Here is an 18,115-nt window from a genome sequence, read left to right as displayed (position 1 = left end):
TCGGTTGTCGCTTGAGGCAAGTGAACTATATTTGAAGTATAAAGATAAGATCATAAGCTATACGGCCCCTGCAGTCGTATTTACGAGTGACTAAACTGTCGACTTTTTGTATGATACGTCCGTGCTGGCTCATCCTTTTAGTCATACCGCTCCTGCATTCCTACGCCCAGTCGAATCAACCCCTCCGAATTCCTGAAAAACCCCCGATCGCCAATCAATTTGAGCATCTGTCGGTAGAAGATGGCTTGTCCAATGACTTCATAACGGCTATTCTCCAGGATCGCGACGGTTTTATGTGGTTTGGAACGGGGGAGGGCCTCAACAAATACGACGGTTCTTCTTTTACAGTTTTTAAACCGGATCCCAGCCGGCCAGCCCGCAGCTTTCAGAATGGCTACATCATGGGCCTGTGCGAAGGCGACTCCACCCAGCTATGGGCGGTTACAAGGGGTGGTGGATTGCATGAAATCAACCGGAAAACGGGGGTCGTCATTCCGCATTCCATTCAGGCCAGCCAGGCCAACCGGTGGAATAACCAGCATTCCATCTTCATCGACCACCAGCGCATCCTCTGGATCAGTGCCTATGCGGGTCTGGCGCGCTATGACCCGGCCAGGCACCATTTCACCCTCTATCCCTCCCCCGTTGCCGAGGTGCCGGTAATCACGGCTTTTGAAGACCGCCAAAAACGTTTCTGGGTCGCCACCCACCAGGGATTGTACCTCTTCGACCGGCCGACTGGCAAATTCACCCCGGTGGCGGTTCAGGGATTGAAGGGCCCCCAGCCCTCCTTCCAATCGTTTTACCTCGATGAGAACGATGTGCTCTGGCTGGGTACGGCCCTGGCGGGCTACAGTCTGTTCAAGCTCGATCTGCGCAGCCAGCCGTGGAACCTGGTTCCCTACAACCCGCGCGGAGAACTTCATTCCTTCGTGTGGCGGAACACCATCCACCGGGATTCCACCGGGATGATCTGGATCGGAACCACCAAAGGCTTGCAGGGAATCAACCCGGCCAGCGATCAGGTCTTTACGTACGAGTCTGACCCAAACCGGTACAAAGGCCTGGCCAGCAGCAGCATACAGGCACTCTACCACGACCGGTCGGGGATGATCTGGATCGGAACGAATAACGGAATCGACCGGCAGGCCGTGAACACCAAGCCCTTTTCCACCTACCAGGTAAAGGCCAATGAGCGGAGGGCTCATGTACCCGAAAACAGAGCATACGCCGTCTTTAAGGATGCGCACGGTCAGCTCTGGTTCAACAATTCACCCGGAATATATCGACTTTCCGCCGATCAACAACGGCTTGACCCCATACCGCCCGAAAAGCTGGGAGCTGTGGGAGACCACTACAACGAGGTGAGATCGTTCTTACCCGACGGCAAGGACGGCATCTGGCTGGGATCGTATGATGGTTTATACCACTTCGATCAGGCATCCGGACAGTTTACGGGTTACCCGTCGGAAATGCCGGCCCAGTTTATTGCGGTTCAGCAAAAGGCGGGGAAACCGCAGGGCGACGTCTGGATTGGGGGCGATGGCGGTTTTGCTTCTTTCAATGTCCGGACGCATCGCTACACCTATTACCGCTATCAACCGGGAAAACCGGGTGGCATCCCCGACCGGTTTGTGTATGGGCTTCTGGTGAGCCAGTCCGGTGCGGTATGGATTCTGATCCACCGGTTGGGCCTGTGCCGGCTGAATCCCGAAACGGGCCAGATAACCCGCTATTCGGCCGGTCCCAAAGGACACCTGAGCAGCAACGACGTTCGAACCATCTACGAAGATCCGAACGGAATAATCTGGATCGGCACGTACCTGGGCGGTTTGAACCGGTTCGACCCGAAGACCGGCCTGTTTTCGACGATCACCCACCAGGATGGCATCCCCGGCCACACCATCGTTGGCATCACCGGGGATGCGTCGGGGCATCTCTGGCTAAGCACCAACGACGGCCTTTGCCGGATCGATCCCCGTACCAAAGCCATTCGCAGCTACCAGGTTTCGGATGGTTTACCCAGCAGCAACTTCAAGCAAAACGCCGTCTTTCGATCCGGAAATCAACTTATTTTCGGCAGTGAGAATGGCATTGTCCAGTTCGACCCCGACCAGATTCGCGATGATACGCGCCCCTTTCCGGTTTATGTTACCGGCCTGACGGTCATGGACAAACCCCGGCAAATCACGGGGAACGTTATTCATCTGCAACACGACGAGAACTTTTTGTCGATCGCTTTTGCGGCTCTGGCCTATGAGCAACCCCGGCAAAACCAGTATGCCTACCAACTCGTTGGAATCAACCCCGACTGGGTTCAGAACGGAAACCGCACCGTGGTCAATTTTACCAGCCTGCCACCGGGCCAGTACACATTCCGGGTAAAAGCCGCCAACAGCAATGGATTCTGGAGCCCGCACGAAGCCGCTATTCAAGTGATTGTCCACCCGCCGTGGTGGGCCAGCTGGTGGGCGTATGGCCTGTATGGGCTGGCGATTGCCGGGGCGATCTGGGGGTACATCCGGTTTTCTACCAACCGGTTCCGGCAACGCCAGGAGCTTGAACTGAATCGTCGGCAGGCTGAGCAGTTCAAGGCCATCGATGAGCTGAAAACCCGTTTTTTCTCCAACATCACCCACGAGTTTCGTACCCCTCTGTCGTTGATCATCGCGCCGGTGGAGAAACTGCTCCAGGAAGGCCGGTTCGATGGTCCGATGCTCCGGCTGATCCACCAAAATGCCGAAAAGCTCCTGCGGCTGATCAATCAATTGCTGGATATTGCCAAACTGGAGGGGAACTACATGACGGTTTCGCCCCTGCAGGGCCAGGTTACCGACTTCATCCACCCCATCGTCGCGGTTTTCCAGCGGGCCGCCGAGCAAAAAGGCATCACCTTGACGTATACGATGGACCACTTTCCCGCCCAGGCGCAGCTTTTCGACGCGGACAAGTGGGAGAAAATCCTGACGAATCTGCTCGCCAATGCCCTCAAATTTACCGGAACGGGTGGAAGCATAAGCCTGACCGTCGCGCCCGTTTGGGTAGCGGACGAAATGACGGGGGTTCACTTTCAACTGGTCGATTCGGGCATCGGCATGGCTCCCCAACACATTCCGCACATTTTTGACCGGTTTTATCAGGCCGACACCTCCACGACCCGCGCCCATGAGGGCACCGGTCTCGGGCTGGCGCTGGTTCACGAATTGATTCAGTTACTGGGTGGCCATATTGCCGTAGAGAGTGAGGTAGGGGTAGGAACCCGCTTCAACTGGATGCTGCCGGTCAGCCCGGTCACCAACGTCGACCACCCCCGGGTCCGGGTGTCCGGTGCGCCGTTGTCTGTTGCCGACCCACCGACACCACTTGATCACCTTTCCGGTACGAGCCCGTCACCGGAGGAAAATATCGCTCCCCGCATTTTGATCGTGGAAGACAATCAGGAGTTGAGGGAGTTTCTGGTGGGTGAACTGACCGCGTCCTATCAGGTTTTACAGGCGGTTGACGGGCAGCAGGGCTGGGAGGTAACCCAGGCGGAACTGCCCGATATCGTTCTGACGGATGTGATGATGCCCCGCCTGGATGGCCATGAATTGAGCCGGCTCATCAAAGGCCATGCGGATACCGATCATATTGCCGTCGTGATGCTGACCGCCAAAGCCGCCCAGCCCAGCCGGCTGCAGGGGCTACAGGAAGGAGCGGATGATTACCTGACCAAGCCCTTCAGCATGGCCGAACTGCGTCTTCGGCTTCAGAACCTGTTCAACCGCCAGCAACGACTTCGTGAACGCTACCAGCAACAGTTTTTGGCAAGCGCTACCGCTCCATCGGTGGAAGGGGAGGTCACACACCCCTTGCTGGAACGGATTTATGACCTCATGGATGAGCGACTCGATGATCCGCAACTGAGTGTCGAGTGGCTGGCCGATCAACTCGCCATCAGCCGTCGTACGCTTCACCGGAAAGTAGTCAGCTTAACGCCCTGGGTGCCCAATGAACTCATCCGGCAGTATCGAATCCGGAAAGCGGCCGGGTTGCTCCAGGCGGGGCATACGGTGTCTGAGACGGCCGATCTGGTTGGTTTTAGCACCCCTTCTCACTTCGCCATGGTTTTCAAAGAAGTGTATCAGCAAACGCCCACCGAGTTCATGACCAGCCCTACAAAAAGCCTCTGATGACGTGATTTTTCGGCCTTTTCCGGGTAAATGTCCCCAATTTGACAGCATCTGTCCCCAATTTGACAGCCTGACAGCCAGCAAAACAGCACCTTTGTCCTGTTGATAATGTGTGCTATCCACACCATTTTTTTACTAACCCACCGTATCCTTTTTGGTCTAAGCTGCCCTTGCGAAGCGGCAGACCGTAAAGCAATCGTTACTTCCGTGCCTGCCCCAGCAGCCACGCTCCCAACTCTTTACTCGCTTTGTAGTTTTCGTAGACCGTCGGAATGATTCGCCCATCGGTGTATTCATTGTAGAGCCAGGGGTCGCCGACGGCGAAAACCGTCCCTTTTCCCACTTTTGCCACCGCCATGATGACGTCGCCCTCTACCGAAACGAGGGCTTTGGCCGGGGCTTTGAGATCGAGCGTCGCCAGTTCCTTGATGTAAACGGCTTTCGTTTCCTTAAAAACCGGGTTTCCAGCCGGAATCGTCACCTTGCCCTGCTCCCAGTTTTTGCCCTTCACCATGTTGCGGTTTTTGTCGGTAAACCGGATGCCGAAGGTCTGCGCCAGTTCGTTGAAGTGTTTCGTTTCGCAGTTGGCGGTGTCATTCGCCATCATCACCAGCACCCCACCGGCTTTCACCCACTCGTTAATCGCCTTAATATCAGCTTCCTGGATATAGTTCGGCTTGGTGGTTTCTTTCGGCGAATCGGGATCGACAATGATGTACACGCCGATGCCTTTCAGGGATTCAGCCGTCGGCGCGGTTCGAACCGGAACGGTTTTGGCGCCCAGTTCACGGAAGGTGTTGCCCCAGTGCCAGAATCCAGAGTGCATCCGATCCTCCCAGGTGTAGTGGAATTGTTCGGGTTGACCGAGTAAATCCTTGCGAAATTCGTGGTTGAAGTGGTAATCGACGGCCACGGTTTTTCCGGCACCAAGGGCCAGTTCCGGGGCAATTTCCATCTCCAGACTCGCCATGATAAACGGCCCGACGCCCTTCAGGTCGTTTTTGCGGATCGGCTCGCTGAGGTAATACTCGTAGCTGCCATCGCGGTAGGGTGTTCCCCCCAAGCCGCCCACGCTGACGGTGCCGTTGAGGTTGATGGTCCCGTTCGGTTCTTCTTCAATGAAATTTTTCAGAATCCCCTGATACCCTTTCTGCGCCGAAGCCAGAAACGACTGGTCCAGGTATCCCATCCGCACGGCTTTCGCCAGCGTATACACAAACATGCACGATGCCGAAGCCTCGATGTAATTCCCTTTCCGGGTTCCCTGCGTGGTCATCTGGTACCAGCAGCCGGTTTTCGGGTCCTGGTAGTTTACGATGGGCGTTGCCAGCCGTTGCAGGTAGCTCACCAGATTGGCGCGTTGGGGGTGGTTGGTCGGGAAATAATCCAGCACATCGACCAGCGCCATGCCGTACCAGCCAATCGACCGACCCCAGAAGTGGGGCGACTGCCCGGTTTTCGGATCCGCCCATTTCTGCTCGCGGCTTTCGTCGTAGCCGTGGTAGAGTAACCCGGTTTTAGAATCGACCAGGTGTTTTTCGATCAGGGCAAACTGTTTGGCAATGTCGTCGAAATTTTCCGGCTGATTGAACACCCGGCTGAATTCGGCGTAAAACGGCTCGGCCATGAACAATCCGTCGAGCCACATCTGGTTCGGATAGCGGTTTTTATGCCAGAAACCACCCTCCTTCGTGCGCGGTTGTTTCGCCAGTTGATCGCGTAACAAAAAGGCCGCTTTCTGAAATTTTTCCTTCCCCGACAGCGACTGCTGAGCGAGCAGCAGCAGCACCCGACCGGTGGTGACGTTGTCAATGTTGAATTCGTCCATTTTGTAGGTGCGAATGCTGCCGTCTTCGCGCACAAACTGGTTGATGTCGTTCAACGTATAAGTAAAGTATTTGCTGTCGCCGGTGCGGTACCAAACCCGTTCGAAGGCTTTGAGAACCAGTCCCTGTTCATAATCCCAGCGGGCGGTTTTGTGGTTTCCAATCAGAATCGAATCCTTGTGCCACGTCATGAACGAATCGGCCATGCGCTGGGAATACGGTTTTTGCTGGGCGAAAGCGCAGGTAGAGAACAGGATCAGAAATAGATATTTCATGGCATGTTTAAAATGAGTTGTATCGCAGAGTTGAGCGGAGGACATCAGAGTTTAGCAGAGAAAAACTTTGATAACCCCTGATGTTCTCTGATTAACCCTGTGTAATAACTTAAAGGAAATTCTACGACTTTCTACCAATTCAAAGCGGTGTTAATTTGGCGGTTTCGTCAGAAAGTCAGTACTTACTTAAACCTCATTTCCCCTATCCACGGTATGCCAACCCTTTCAACCCCCGAACATCCGCATCGACTTCCCATCGACCAGTTGCTGAAGGACTTGAACGTCGATCCCAAAGTCGGGCTGACCGCCGAAGAAGCCAAAAACCGCTACGACGAATTGGGACCGAATGCGCTGCAGGAAGTCAAACGCGAAAGCGCCGTGACCATTCTGTTGCGGCAGTTCACCGGCGTCATTGTCTACATTCTGGCGGCAGCAGCCGGTATTTCGTTTTTTCTGGGCGAAACCGTCGAAGGCTTTGCCATCATTGCGGTTTTGCTCGTCAACGCCGTGACCGGTTTTTTGCTGGAATGGAACGCCCGGCAGTCGATGGATGCGTTACGAAAAATGGACACCACGCCCGCGCGGGTGTTGCGCGACGGCCGCATCCGGGAAATTTCGTCGGAAGAAGTCACGCTTGGCGATATCCTGATCGTAGAAGCCGGTGATCTGGTGGCCGCCGATGGCAACCTGCTCGAGATCAGCCAGTTGCAAATTGACGAATCGGCCCTCACCGGCGAATCGCTGCCCGTTGACAAAAACACGGAAATACCGCCGGACGAATCCCCGCTGGGCGATCAGCACAACCGCCTGTTCAAAGGAACGCCCGTGACGGCAGGCAACGGTCGCGCCATCGTGACGGGCATCGGGCAGCAAACGGAGCTGGGCAAAATTGCCACGATGGTGAAGGACGCCAAACGCTCGGCCACACCGCTGGAAGCGAAGCTGGATTCGCTGGCGAAAGTGCTGATCTGGGTGACGGTGGCCCTGGCCGCTTTGTTTCTGGTGGTTGGTTTGATCCGGAAAGAAGAACCGCTGCGACTGATCGAAACCGCGCTGGCACTGGCCATTGCGGCCATTCCGGAGGGCATGTCGGTGGTGGCTACCATTGCACTGGCCTACGGCATGCTGCGGCTGGCGGAAAAGAAAGTGATCGTCAAACGGCTGTCGGCCGTTGAGACGCTGGGCGGCACCAACGTCATTTTTACGGACAAAACCGGCACGCTGACCCAAAACCGCATCGAGGTCAACACGCTTGAACTGCCGGATTTCCACGCCGAGATCCGGGCCGATGCGGAAGCTAAAAAACTGGAGGTTTTGGAGGGTGATCAGGCCGTTACGGAATCAGACGCCTACCAGCAACTCATCCGCGTGGGCGTTTTGTGCAACAATGCGGATTATGACATCGTAAAGGGAAAACCCAAAGAAGTGGGCGATCCGGTGGAAGTCTCGCTGCTGAAATTCGCGATTGCCGCCGGTCACAACCCCGACCGCATCATCCAGAATTTTCCGCGCAAAGCCGAACAGGCGTTCAGCTCCGACACCCGGATCATGGGCACGCTCCACGCCCACGAAGGCGGTTATTTCGTGGCGGTAAAAGGCGCTGCCGAGGAAGTGCTCGAACGCTGTCATTCGCTCAATGAAAAAGACCGGAAAGCCTATTACGACATTTCTGAGAAAATGGCCGTCGACGGGCTGCGAACACTGGCGTTTGCATTTCGGGAAACCAACGAGAAACCCGGTGACGATTTTACCGACGGCCACCTGACGTACGTCGGCCTGATCGGTTTTCTCGATCCGCCCCGCACCGAAGTAACACCCGCACTCAAAGCCTGCCGGGCCGCCGGGATCAAGGTCATCATGGTGACCGGCGATCACCCCGCAACGGCCCTCACGATTGCGTCCAAAGTCCATCTGATCGAAGCTGGCGAAGAAATTGTCCTGACAGGCAAAGACCTCAAACCGCTCGATCAACTGACGGAAGCCGACAAGGAGAAGTTGCTGGCATGTCGGGTGTTTGCGCGGGTCAGCCCGGCGCAGAAGCTCGATATGATCGATCTGTATCAGCAGCAGGGCGACATTGTTGGCATGACCGGCGATGGCGTCAACGATGCGCCCGCGCTGAAGAAGTCGGACATCGGCATTGCGATGGGCTTGCGCGGCACGCAGGTGGCCGCCGAAACCGCCGACATGGTGCTGAAAGACGACTCGTTTGCGTCCATTGTGGCCGCCATTGCGCAGGGACGGGTCATTTTCGAAAACATCCGCAAGTTCGTGCTCTTCCTGCTGTCGTGTAATTTGAGTGAGATTTTTGTGGTGACGTTTGCGGGATTTCTCAACGTCGGCAATCCGCTGCTGCCGTTGCAGATTCTGTTCATCAACATCGTCACCGACGTGTTCCCAGCCCTGGCTCTGGGGGTGGGACGGGAAAATTCGAGCCTGATGCACCAGCCGCCCCGCGACCCCAAAACGCCCATTATGGATAGCCGCGACTGGCGGATGGTAGTTTTTTACGCCTTAGCCATGACGGTTTCGGTGCTGGGAGCCTACTGGCTCGGCACAACCCGATTGGGGCTGACGGCAAAGGAAGGCAACAACCTGACGTTTTACGCGCTCTCGTTTGCGCAGTTGCTGCACGTTTTCAACCTGCGGTCCGGCCATTCGTTTTTTGTCAACGAGATTACACGAAACCGGTACATCTGGTATGCCTTGCTGCTCTGCCTGGTGATTCTGGTTCTGACCTATTACGTGCCGTTTTTAAACCAGGTACTTAGCATTCAACCCATGACCAGCACCGAACTCTGGCTCATTGCCGCAGCCGGTCTGGCACCGGTGATGCTGGTGCAATTGGTGAAGGGAATTATTAAATAGGAACACGGATTGAACCGATAAAACGGATCAAAACAGATAAAATCAGTGTAAATCCGTTTAATCGGTTCAATCCGTGTTCCGATCAAACTATCAGCCCCGCCGATTTCCGGAACCAGTCGATCTCGGCGTGGTAGTCGGCCACGGCTTTCCGGCGCTCGTCGTCGGTCCAGCCCAGTTCGGCGGCCATCAGGTCGGCAACGGTTTCAGAAATCTGGTCGCTGGATTCCCAGTCGGTGAGTTCCAGCCCAAACCGCCGGGCCAGCACGTCCTTGAGGGTCTGCGCCATTTCGGCCCGCACCACAAAAACCACCTCGGCTTTGGTGTGTGGCAAGCGATCCGAAAGTCGTTCGGTCCAGTCGGGCCGGTCGTGCATGAGCTGCGCAATTTCCAGACTTTCCGTGCCATACTGCCGGTTCAGGTGTCTGGCAACGACTTCCGGAACGGCGTATTTATTGACCAGCACTTTCCAGAAATCATCCGCGTAGCCTTCAGCCCCAACCAGTTTGATGTGATCCGTAACGCAGGGTTCTTCGGGCATTTGCTGCAATTCGTAGAACTTGTCGATGGTGTCTTTCGCCATCAGCCGATACGTCGTCCATTTACCCCCCAGGATGCTAACGAGACCCGAGGACGGATCGACCTCCACCTCGTGGTCGCGCACCAGTTGCTTCGTGTCGGCGTTCGGATCGGCCTGCAACAACGGACGCAATCCGGCAAAACCGGCGATGACCTGATCGGCAGTGATCGGTTTTTCAAAATACCGGTTGACGTAACTGATCAGGTAATCGACTTCCGCCCGCTCGACCACCGGCTCCGATTCGCCCAGTTCCGACTCGGTTTCGGTCGTTCCAATCATCAGTTTTCCGTTGTAGGGAATGATGAACACCACGCGTCCGTCGTCGGTTTTAGGCACCAGAATGGCGGCATCCGACGGCATCAACTCGCCCGGCACAATGATGTGCACGCCCTTGCTGACCCGCATCCGGATGCCCATTTCGGGGTTCGCCAGCAAACGGATGCGGTCGGCAAACGGGCCGGTGGCGTTGATAAACCGTTTGGCCCGCACCCGCAACAACCGCCCCGTCAGCGAATCCCGGACGTACAAAACCACCAGTTGACCGGCCGCATCTTTCTCAAAGGTACGGGCTTCGGCGTGATTGAGGGCCACCGCGCCGTATTGCATGGCGGTTTTGACCAGCGACATGTTGTAACGCGCGTCGTTTAACTGACCGTCGTAATACAACACCGCACTGTGGATTTTATGGGTGAGCGAGGGGTTGCGTTTCAGGGCTTCTTCCTTGTTCAGCCACTCGCTTTTCCCGATGCTCAGGTCGCCGGAGAGCGTGTCGTACATTTTCAGTCCGGCGGTATAGTAGATGCCTTCCATCCAGCTCATGCAGGGCGTCAGCAGGGCCAGCGGGTGCGCCAGGTGCGGAGCGTTCCGGATGAGCGTCAGGCGTTCGCGCAGGGCTTTTTTCACCATATGGTACTGGTTCAGATCGGCCTGTTTGACAGCCTGTTCCAGATACCGCACCCCGCCGTGAATCAGTTTGGTCGATTTACTGGACGTTTCGGAAGCAAAATCGTGCTTCTCGATGAGAATGGCTTTCAGGCCCCGGCTTTGGGCATCGAGCAGACACCCGGCGCCGGTGGCACCTCCACCAATGATGCAGATGTCAAATTCCTGATTTTCGGCTTCTTTGAGATGGTCGGTACGCTGCATAAGACTGTTAATTATTTCGCAGAGTTTAGCGGAGAAACGCAAAGGTAAGCAGAGTCTGGTAGTTATTTTCATGCAACTTTTCGACCAACCCGCCCACAGGGCGCCACATGGATAACCCCGGATGCAATCCGGGATGAGGAGCGTCTGAGTTGTGCGAGGATGTGGTATACCGCGTCTGCCCCGGATTGCATCCGGGGTTATCCATGTGGCGTCCTGTGGGCGGGTTGGTAACTTCCTGGTTTGTTTTTTCCGTAGCTCTATTACCTTTGGTTATAACTATAGCTTTATTGATTGTTCAAATGGAAGATTTTCGGCTGAGGGTATTCTACAGCGTAGCCCGTCATCGCAGCTTTACGAAGGCATCGGCGGAGTTATTTATTACACAGCCCGCCGTCACCAAACACGTGAAGGCTCTGGAAGATATGCTCGGTTTGCGGCTCTTCGACCGGAAAGGCAACACCATTGTGCTGACGCCCCCCGGCGAGGTGTTGTTCCGGTATGCCGGCCAGATTTTCGATCTGTATCAGGAAGCCCTTTTTGAACTCAACACCTTTAAAAATGACTTGAAAGGCAGTTTGCGGCTGGGTGCCAGCACCACCATCGCCCAATACCTGATTTCGCCACTTCTGGCTTCCTATTACGAACGGTACCCGACCATCCAGCTCAGTTTGCTGACCGGCAACACGGAGATGATCGAACACGCGGTTTCGGCCAAAGAGATTGATCTGGGCATTGTGGAAGGCAAAAAACACCATGCCGGGTTGAAATACCATGATTTTCTGGAAGACGAACTGGTGGCCGTCGTGCACAGCAACAGTCGCTACAGCCGTCTGAAGGAAATCTCGCTGGAAGAACTGAGTGCCATTCCGATGGTGTTGCGCGAACGGGGTTCCGGTACGCTCGAAGTACTGGAAACTGCCCTCCAGGCGCGGGGCATCCGGCCTTCTGCGCTAACGGTGGTCATGCACCTGGGCAGTTCGGAAAGCATCAAATCGTTTCTGGAACACGCCAATTGCCTGTCCATCCTGTCGTCACGAGCCATTGAAAAAGAAGTCAAGAGCGGAGTGCTCAAGATTGTCACCATCAAGGATTTTCGCCTGCCCCGAACGTTCAGTTTCGTCCATTTACAAGGCTTACCCGAAGGACTGGCCGCTGGTTTTATGACGTTTGCCCGTCGGTATTATATGCCCTGAGCCAGCGAACAAAACCGTTACCGAACAAATGTACAACACGATACCAGGCAGATTGATATTTATTTGCACTGATTATGTTACCATTTGACTATATCATCATCTTAATAGTAACCTTATGCATTTAACCTGATCAAATCGCTTCGTTTATTGACAGCACAGACTGGGCGCATAAACGGGAAATGTAAGGGCCTTTCAACTCGAAACGTGTAACCAATACTTCCTTTTCATGCTCCTCTGTTCTACCACCAGTCTACCAAAATCATTTGCCTCTGTCCAGGCTTTGCGTGCCCTGGCGGCCCTCCTTGTAACGATCTTCCACGTATCCATGAAAATGGAAGATGTTGCGATTTATTCCCCTTTCTTACGTTGTTTCAAAGCCGGTTTTGGGGGCGTCGATTTGTTTTTTGTAATCAGCGGTTTCATCATTACCCACACCAACGGGTCGATAATGAACCGACCCGATCAGTTGATTCCGTATGTAAAAAAACGCTTCGGACGCATTTATTCCATCTACTGGCTGGTATTCCTGTTGGCCGGTGCGTTATTCCTCGGGCTCAACGCCTTTGCGCCCTCGTTGAGATGGCTTTCCTACGGTTTGAATCCCGTCGAAATCGTGAAAGCACTGACGCTTTTTCCCTTTCATGAAAGCCTGTTACCCGTTACCTGGACATTGAGCTACGAACTTTATTTCTATGTTCTGTTCGGGCTGCTGATTGTCTCCCGGTATTTCATGATCATCCCCGTTGTTCTGGTAGCGGCAACGGTGCTCAACGGTTTGCCAACCGGGCAGCCCCCGTTGTTCGAATTCAGGTATCATTCCTTCCTGTTGAGTCCTTTCATTCTTGAATTTTGCTTTGGTGTAGGTGCCTATCTGCTTGCCCGCCGGTATGTTTTCGAAATTCATCCCTTGTTGATGATGCTGGCCGCCGGTTTTTTCTTCCTGACCGGAGAGTGGGTTGACCCGGCCGACCATTGGTTACGAATCACGGGGTTTGGTCTTCCGGCCACCGTTCTTTTGCTGGGCCTGATCCGCTGGGAAGTCGCAAACCGCTTCTCCTATCCGGACTGGCTGTTAAAACTGGGGGATTCGTCTTACCTGTTGTATTTGATTCACGTTCCGGCCGTTATGATACTTACGCAGGCCCTGATGATTCTGGGGTTTTCAACGTACGTGGTGGTTGCGAACATTGTGCTGGTGGCCCTTCTGGCCTGGTTTAGCTGGCAGGCGCACCGGTGGGTCGAAAAACCGCTTTTACACTGGATTTACACCAGACGGCCCAAAACCGCAGTACCCAGAAAAGCCCATCCGGAAACGATTCGCTATGAATCGGTACCGGTATCCGTTCTTCACACACAAAATGACCAGGTGGCAGCGTTATCCTGAAACGGTCGAGGGATTTTTTTCTGTCCAGAAGCCTCTTTTGAGGCTTTTTTTATTCGTAAAATCTCCCGAAGATTGGGTTTTCATCACCTTTTGCTCTCCAATGCGTAACAACCAGTTTTATTACCTCGTCCTTTTTGTTTTAGTTATCGTCGATGCCTGGCTGCTGGCCCACCCGAACCTGATTGGCCAAATCAGCATTTTCTGGTACGACCACGATTACCTCGAAACACTGCCCAAAGCCATGGCCACCGTGGCGGTTACGGTTTTAGTGGCTCTGTTGATCAGCTTTCTCATCAGCCGGGCCTTGAGCGGTTCGCTGGCCATTCTGCTGGCGGTCACGTTGTTTGTGGTCTGTCTGTTTGCGATTTTTCAAACCTACACCCGGTTTTCTACCGGAACGTATCAATTGATGGGTTCCGGATTTAAAACCGGCGCGGTATTGCTTCCCGTGATTCTGGCAATTATCTTCGGAAAAACGTCGTACGATGTTTTAACGACGAAAAAGCCTAAAAAACGCCGATGACGTTGACGACCTACCTGCTTCCCCTTCTCTATGGTATCACTTCTTTTTTTTCGTCGACGTTCCGGTCCCCGGGCGCTACGGCCCTGGTCAACCCGGGCGGGGCCGAGAGCCGGTTGTATAAACCCGATCGGGTTTTTGATGGTGAAACCGTACACGATGGGTGGGTGGTTTTGGTCAAAGGTGCTACCATCGAAGCCGTCGGACCCGCAGCCAGTGTTCGGAGCGAAGGTGCTGACGTGATTGATTTAAAAGGAACTACACTATTGCCGGGCCTCATTGAAGGCCATTCCCACCTGCTGCTCCACCCGTATAACGAAACGACCTGGGACGATCAGGTGTTGAAAGAGCCCCGCTCCTACCGCGTTGCCCGGGCTACCATTCACGCCCGAAATACGCTGCTGGCGGGTTTTACGACTGTTCGCGATCTGGGAACGGAAGGAGCGGATTACGACGATGTGGGACTTAAACAGGCCATCGACCAGGGCGTTATTCCGGGTCCACGCATGATTGTGGCCACCCGTGCCCTGATTGCAACGGGCAGTTACGCACCCAAAGGATTCAGCCCCGACGTCGATGTGCCGCAGGGGGCTGAGGAAGCCGACGGCCACGACAAACTCATTCAGGCCGTCCGACGACAAATCGGCAAGGGTGCCGACCTTATTAAAGTCTACGCCGATTACCGCTGGGGGTTGATGAGTGAGGCCCGGCCAACGTTCACGCTCGATGAGTTGAAACTGATTGTTGAAGTGGCCCGCAGCAGCGGACGGCCCACCGTCGCGCATGCCACCACGGTGGAAGGCATGCGCCGGGCGATTCTGGCGGGGTGCGAAACCATTGAACACGGCGATGGTGGTACGCCCGAAATCTTCGCTCTAATGAAAGATCGGGGGACTGCCCTCTGTCCAACCGTGGCCGCAGGGGATGCCACCAGCCAGTACCGGGGCTGGAAAAAAGGCATTGACCCTGAACCGGAGCGCATTCGCAACAAACGAATCACCTTTAAACAAGCCCTGGATGCCGGGGTAAAAATCTGCTTCGGTGGCGATGTCGGGGTGTTTACCCACGGCGATAACGCCCGCGAACTGGAAATGATGGTGGACTATGGCATGAAACCGCTAGAGGCCTTACGCTCAGCCACCTCGGTTAACGCCGGCGTGTTTCATCTGGCCGACCGGGGTCGCATTCAGGCCGGTTTACTGGCCGATCTGATGGTGGCGGAGGGTGATCCGACCAAAACCATCGGGGCCATCCGAAAGGTGCGCCTGGTGGTAAAAAATGGTCAAATCATCAAATTATAGTCGCAACTAATGGCATCCATTTCGGGTTAAACAAGTAGATTTTACATAATCCTTGCGTTTTTACCAAAGTAATCACTTGTCGTTAGTGGTTTTTGGCTAATTTCGCCCGGCAACTCCGCGCCCGGCATTGTCCGCCCGTTGCGCAGGGTCGTCAATATGGAGGATAGATAGCCAACCTGAACGATTAAGTTTACCATAACCGATTTACTCTACCCCAAATACGTATGTCAAACACTGCCGAACTGTCTGTTGATGGTAAAACCTACCAATTTCCAATCGTTGTTGGTAGCGAACAAGAAAAAGCCATTGACATTTCCAATCTCCGCGACCAAACGGGTTATGTTACGTTAGACAAAGGATACAAAAATACCGGTGCGACCCAGAGCGCGATCACTTTCCTGGATGGTGAAGAAGGCATTCTGCGGTACCGGGGCTATTCCATTGAAGACCTTGCCGACAAAGCCAGTTTCCTGGAAGTGGCTTACCTCCTGATTTACGGCGACTTACCAACTCAGCAGCAATACGCCGAGTTTGAAGACAGCATCCGGCGTCATACGATGGTGAATGAGGACATGCGGAAAATTTTTGAGGGTTTCCCCAATAATGCCCACCCGATGGGCGTACTGTCGTCGCTGGTGAGCGCTCTGAGTGCGTTCTACCCGGATTCATACGATGACAAAGCGCCGGATCAGACGCAGATGCATATCATTCGGCTGCTGGCCAAACTGCCAACGATTGCCACCTGGTCGTTCAAAAAATCGCAGGGCCATCCGGTCAACTACCCGAAAAATCAACTCGACTATTGCTCGAATTTCCTGCACATGATGTTTGCGCTGCCGGTGGAAGACTACCAGATTGATCCGGTGGTTTCCCGCGCACTGAACAAACTGCTGATTCTTCACGCCGATCACGAACAAAACTGCTCGACCTCAACGGTACGGCTGGTCGGATCGTCACGCGCCAACATTTACTCGTCGATTTCGGCCGGTATCAACGCGCTGTGGGGGCCGCTCCACGGCGGTGCCAACCAGGAAGTGATCGAGATGCTGGAAGAAATAAAAGCCAATGGGGGCGATGTGGCGAAATACGTCGACATGGCGAAAAACGCCAAGACCACCGGTTTCCGGCTCTTCGGTTTCGGCCACCGGGTGTACAAGAATTTCGATCCCCGCGCCCGCATCATCAAAAAAGCCGCCGACGATGTGCTGAGCAAACTCGGTGTGAACGATCCGGTGCTGGAAATTGCCAAAGGACTCGAAGAAGCGGCTCTTCACGACGAGTATTTCGTGTCGCGGAAACTGTATCCAAACGTCGATTTTTATTCCGGCATTATTTACCGCGCCCTCGGCATTCCGACCAATATGTTCACCGTGATGTTTGCCATCGGTCGTTTACCCGGCTGGATCGCTCAGTTCGTTGAAATGCGGGCCCAGAAAGAGCCGATCGGTCGTCCCCGTCAGATTTATACCGGCCCGACGCTGCGCGAGTTTAAAGCCATCGGTGACCGATAATATTTACGAACGTTAGGTCTACGACAAGAGCCCCGGATGTATTCGGGGCTCTTTGTTTTTACGCTAGTTAACAAAAAAGAGGTGGTCAGCAACGGCCAACCACCTCTTCATTTGTCAAACAATACTGAAAACTTTTCCGTTGCGAAGCCGCAAAGCCAGCTTCCGGCAGTATCTTCTTAATCGAGCGTATCGTCTCCGTCGACCGGCCCGCCAATGGGATCGACCAGCGCATCTTCGTTGGCGTTCACCATTGCCCGGATTTTGGCTTCCAGTTCGGCCATCAATTCCGGGTTGTCGGAAAGCAGGTTTTTAACCGCATCGCGTCCCTGCGACAGCCGGTTGCCTTCGTAAGAGAACCAGGAACCGGATTTTTTCACGATTTCCAGTTCAACCGCCAGATCAAGTACTTCACCGACTTTCGAAATTCCCTGTCCGTACATGATGTCGAATTCGATCACTTTGAACGGGGCAGCCAGTTTGTTCTTGACCACCTTCACTTTCGTCCGGTTGCCAATGATTTCGTCGCCGTCTTTAATCTGTCCAATCCGGCGGATGTCCAGCCGAACCGACGAGTAAAATTTCAGGGCATTCCCACCCGTGGTGGTTTCGGGGTTCCCAAACATAACCCCGATTTTTTCGCGCAACTGGTTGATAAAGATACAGCAGCAACCGGTTTTGTTGATCACGCCCGTCAGTTTCCGCAACGCCTGGGACATCAGCCGGGCTTGTAAACCCATTTTGCTATCCCCCATGTCGCCTTCCAGTTCGGCTTTCGGAACCAGCGCGGCCACAGAGTCAATAACGATGATGTCAATCGCCCCGGAGCTAATCAGGTGTTCGGCAATTTCGAGCGCCTGTTCACCGTTGTCGGGTTGAGATATTAATAAGTTTTTGGTATCGATTCCTAATTTTTCAGCATATGAGCGGTCGAACGCGTGCTCGGCGTCGATGAACGCAGCCAGACCACCGGCTTTTTGAGCTTCAGCGATGCAATGCAGGGTCAGCGTGGTTTTCCCCGACGACTCCGGTCCGTAGATCTCAACGACCCGCCCCCTTGGAACGCCACCGATTCCCAATGCCAGGTCCAACCCCAGCGAACCCGTCGAAATGACCGGAATATCAACGACCTTGCTTTCACTCAGCCGCATGACAGTGCCCTTGCCATAGGCTTTGTCCAACTTTTCAATGGTCGTTTGCAGGGCTTTCAGTTTGTTCTCAGTAGCCGTACTAGCGGTTGCTTGTGCCATGTGATGTGTTTTTCCTCAAAAAATGATTTTTAGTATGTTTAGCCTTATAAAATTACGATTTTGCACCAAGATTTGCAAGCATCGTTTGTAAAATA

The 18,115-nt window shown here is 54.3% G+C and carries 10 protein-coding genes; 7 read left to right on the top strand and 3 right to left on the bottom strand.

The features are described from left to right. Nucleotides 1–110: 110 nt before the first annotated feature. Nucleotides 111–4,172 (top strand): hybrid sensor histidine kinase/response regulator transcription factor, encoded by a 4,062-nt coding sequence (locus F0P93_RS29570; RefSeq protein WP_150881410.1) that lies wholly within the window; start codon nt 111–113, stop codon nt 4,170–4,172. Nucleotides 4,173–4,371: 199 nt separating this feature from the next. Here the strand turns inward: F0P93_RS29570 and F0P93_RS29565 are convergent, their stop codons facing one another. Further along, nucleotides 4,372–6,273 carry a glycoside hydrolase family 88 protein gene (locus F0P93_RS29565; protein WP_150881409.1) on the bottom strand — a complete coding sequence of 634 codons (1,902 nt, stop codon included), beginning with the start codon at nt 6,271–6,273 and terminating at the stop codon, nt 4,372–4,374. 213 nt (nt 6,274–6,486) lie between these two features. On the opposite strand from F0P93_RS29565, the gene F0P93_RS29560 reads away from it, so the two are divergent. After that, nucleotides 6,487–9,141 carry a cation-translocating P-type ATPase gene (locus F0P93_RS29560; RefSeq protein WP_150881408.1) on the top strand — a complete coding sequence of 885 codons (2,655 nt, stop codon included), beginning with the start codon at nt 6,487–6,489 and terminating at the stop codon, nt 9,139–9,141. Between the two features lie 82 nt (nt 9,142–9,223). Here F0P93_RS29560 and F0P93_RS29555 read toward each other — a convergent pair whose 3' ends face one another. Beyond that, nucleotides 9,224–10,864, bottom strand: coding sequence for a glycerol-3-phosphate dehydrogenase/oxidase (locus F0P93_RS29555; RefSeq protein ID WP_150881407.1), 1,641 nt, complete (start codon nt 10,862–10,864; stop codon nt 9,224–9,226). Between the two features lie 299 nt (nt 10,865–11,163). Between F0P93_RS29555 and F0P93_RS29550 the strand changes: the two genes are divergently transcribed. From F0P93_RS29550 to F0P93_RS29530, 5 genes are all read left to right on the top strand, one after another. Further along, a complete protein-coding gene (locus tag F0P93_RS29550; RefSeq protein WP_150881406.1) occupies nt 11,164–12,057 on the top strand; it encodes a LysR substrate-binding domain-containing protein in 894 nt (297 codons plus the stop codon). A gap of 226 nt (nt 12,058–12,283) precedes the next feature. Then, on the top strand, nt 12,284–13,441 hold the full coding sequence (locus F0P93_RS29545) for an acyltransferase family protein (protein ID WP_150881405.1): 1,158 nt from the start codon (nt 12,284–12,286) through the stop codon (nt 13,439–13,441). A gap of 100 nt (nt 13,442–13,541) precedes the next feature. Further along, nucleotides 13,542–13,964: a hypothetical protein gene (locus F0P93_RS29540; RefSeq protein WP_150881404.1), complete on the top strand. Its 423-nt coding sequence runs from the start codon at nt 13,542–13,544 to the stop codon at nt 13,962–13,964. After that, entirely contained in the window at nt 13,961–15,262 is a 1,302-nt protein-coding gene (locus tag F0P93_RS29535; RefSeq protein ID WP_150881403.1) for a metal-dependent hydrolase family protein, read from the top strand. Before F0P93_RS29540 ends, F0P93_RS29535 begins: the two co-directional genes overlap by 4 nt. A 224-nt stretch (nt 15,263–15,486) precedes the next feature. Continuing rightward, a complete protein-coding gene (locus F0P93_RS29530) occupies nt 15,487–16,773 on the top strand; it encodes a citrate synthase (RefSeq protein WP_150881402.1) in 1,287 nt (428 codons plus the stop codon). Between the two features lie 176 nt (nt 16,774–16,949). On the opposite strand, the gene recA is transcribed toward F0P93_RS29530, so the two are convergent. Then, the gene (gene recA, locus F0P93_RS29525) at nt 16,950–18,020 is read right to left on the bottom strand and encodes a recombinase RecA (RefSeq protein ID WP_150881401.1); all 1,071 of its coding nucleotides are present in this window, start codon (nt 18,018–18,020) and stop codon (nt 16,950–16,952) included. Nucleotides 18,021–18,115: the final 95 nt, after the last annotated feature.

Origin of the sequence: Larkinella humicola, assembly GCF_008727875.1 — a bacterium.
Classification (GTDB): domain Bacteria; phylum Bacteroidota; class Bacteroidia; order Cytophagales; family Spirosomataceae; genus Larkinella; species Larkinella humicola.
This window is presented reverse-complemented; position numbering and strand designations above follow the sequence as displayed.

Coding starts and splice junctions, on each gene's coding strand:
- F0P93_RS29550 (WP_150881406.1), top strand. CDS start 11,164: ATGGAAGATTTTCGGCTGAGGGTATTCTACAGCGTAGCCCGTCATCGC.
- F0P93_RS29535 (WP_150881403.1), top strand. CDS start 13,961: ATGACGTTGACGACCTACCTGCTTCCCCTTCTCTATGGTATCACTTCT.
- F0P93_RS29540 (WP_150881404.1), top strand. CDS start 13,542: ATGCGTAACAACCAGTTTTATTACCTCGTCCTTTTTGTTTTAGTTATC.
- F0P93_RS29530 (WP_150881402.1), top strand. CDS start 15,487: ATGTCAAACACTGCCGAACTGTCTGTTGATGGTAAAACCTACCAATTT.
- F0P93_RS29560 (WP_150881408.1), top strand. CDS start 6,487: ATGCCAACCCTTTCAACCCCCGAACATCCGCATCGACTTCCCATCGAC.
- F0P93_RS29570 (WP_150881410.1), top strand. CDS start 111: ATGATACGTCCGTGCTGGCTCATCCTTTTAGTCATACCGCTCCTGCAT.
- F0P93_RS29545 (WP_150881405.1), top strand. CDS start 12,284: ATGCTCCTCTGTTCTACCACCAGTCTACCAAAATCATTTGCCTCTGTC.
- recA (WP_150881401.1), bottom strand. CDS start 18,020: ATGGCACAAGCAACCGCTAGTACGGCTACTGAGAACAAACTGAAAGCC.
- F0P93_RS29565 (WP_150881409.1), bottom strand. CDS start 6,273: ATGAAATATCTATTTCTGATCCTGTTCTCTACCTGCGCTTTCGCCCAG.
- F0P93_RS29555 (WP_150881407.1), bottom strand. CDS start 10,864: ATGCAGCGTACCGACCATCTCAAAGAAGCCGAAAATCAGGAATTTGAC.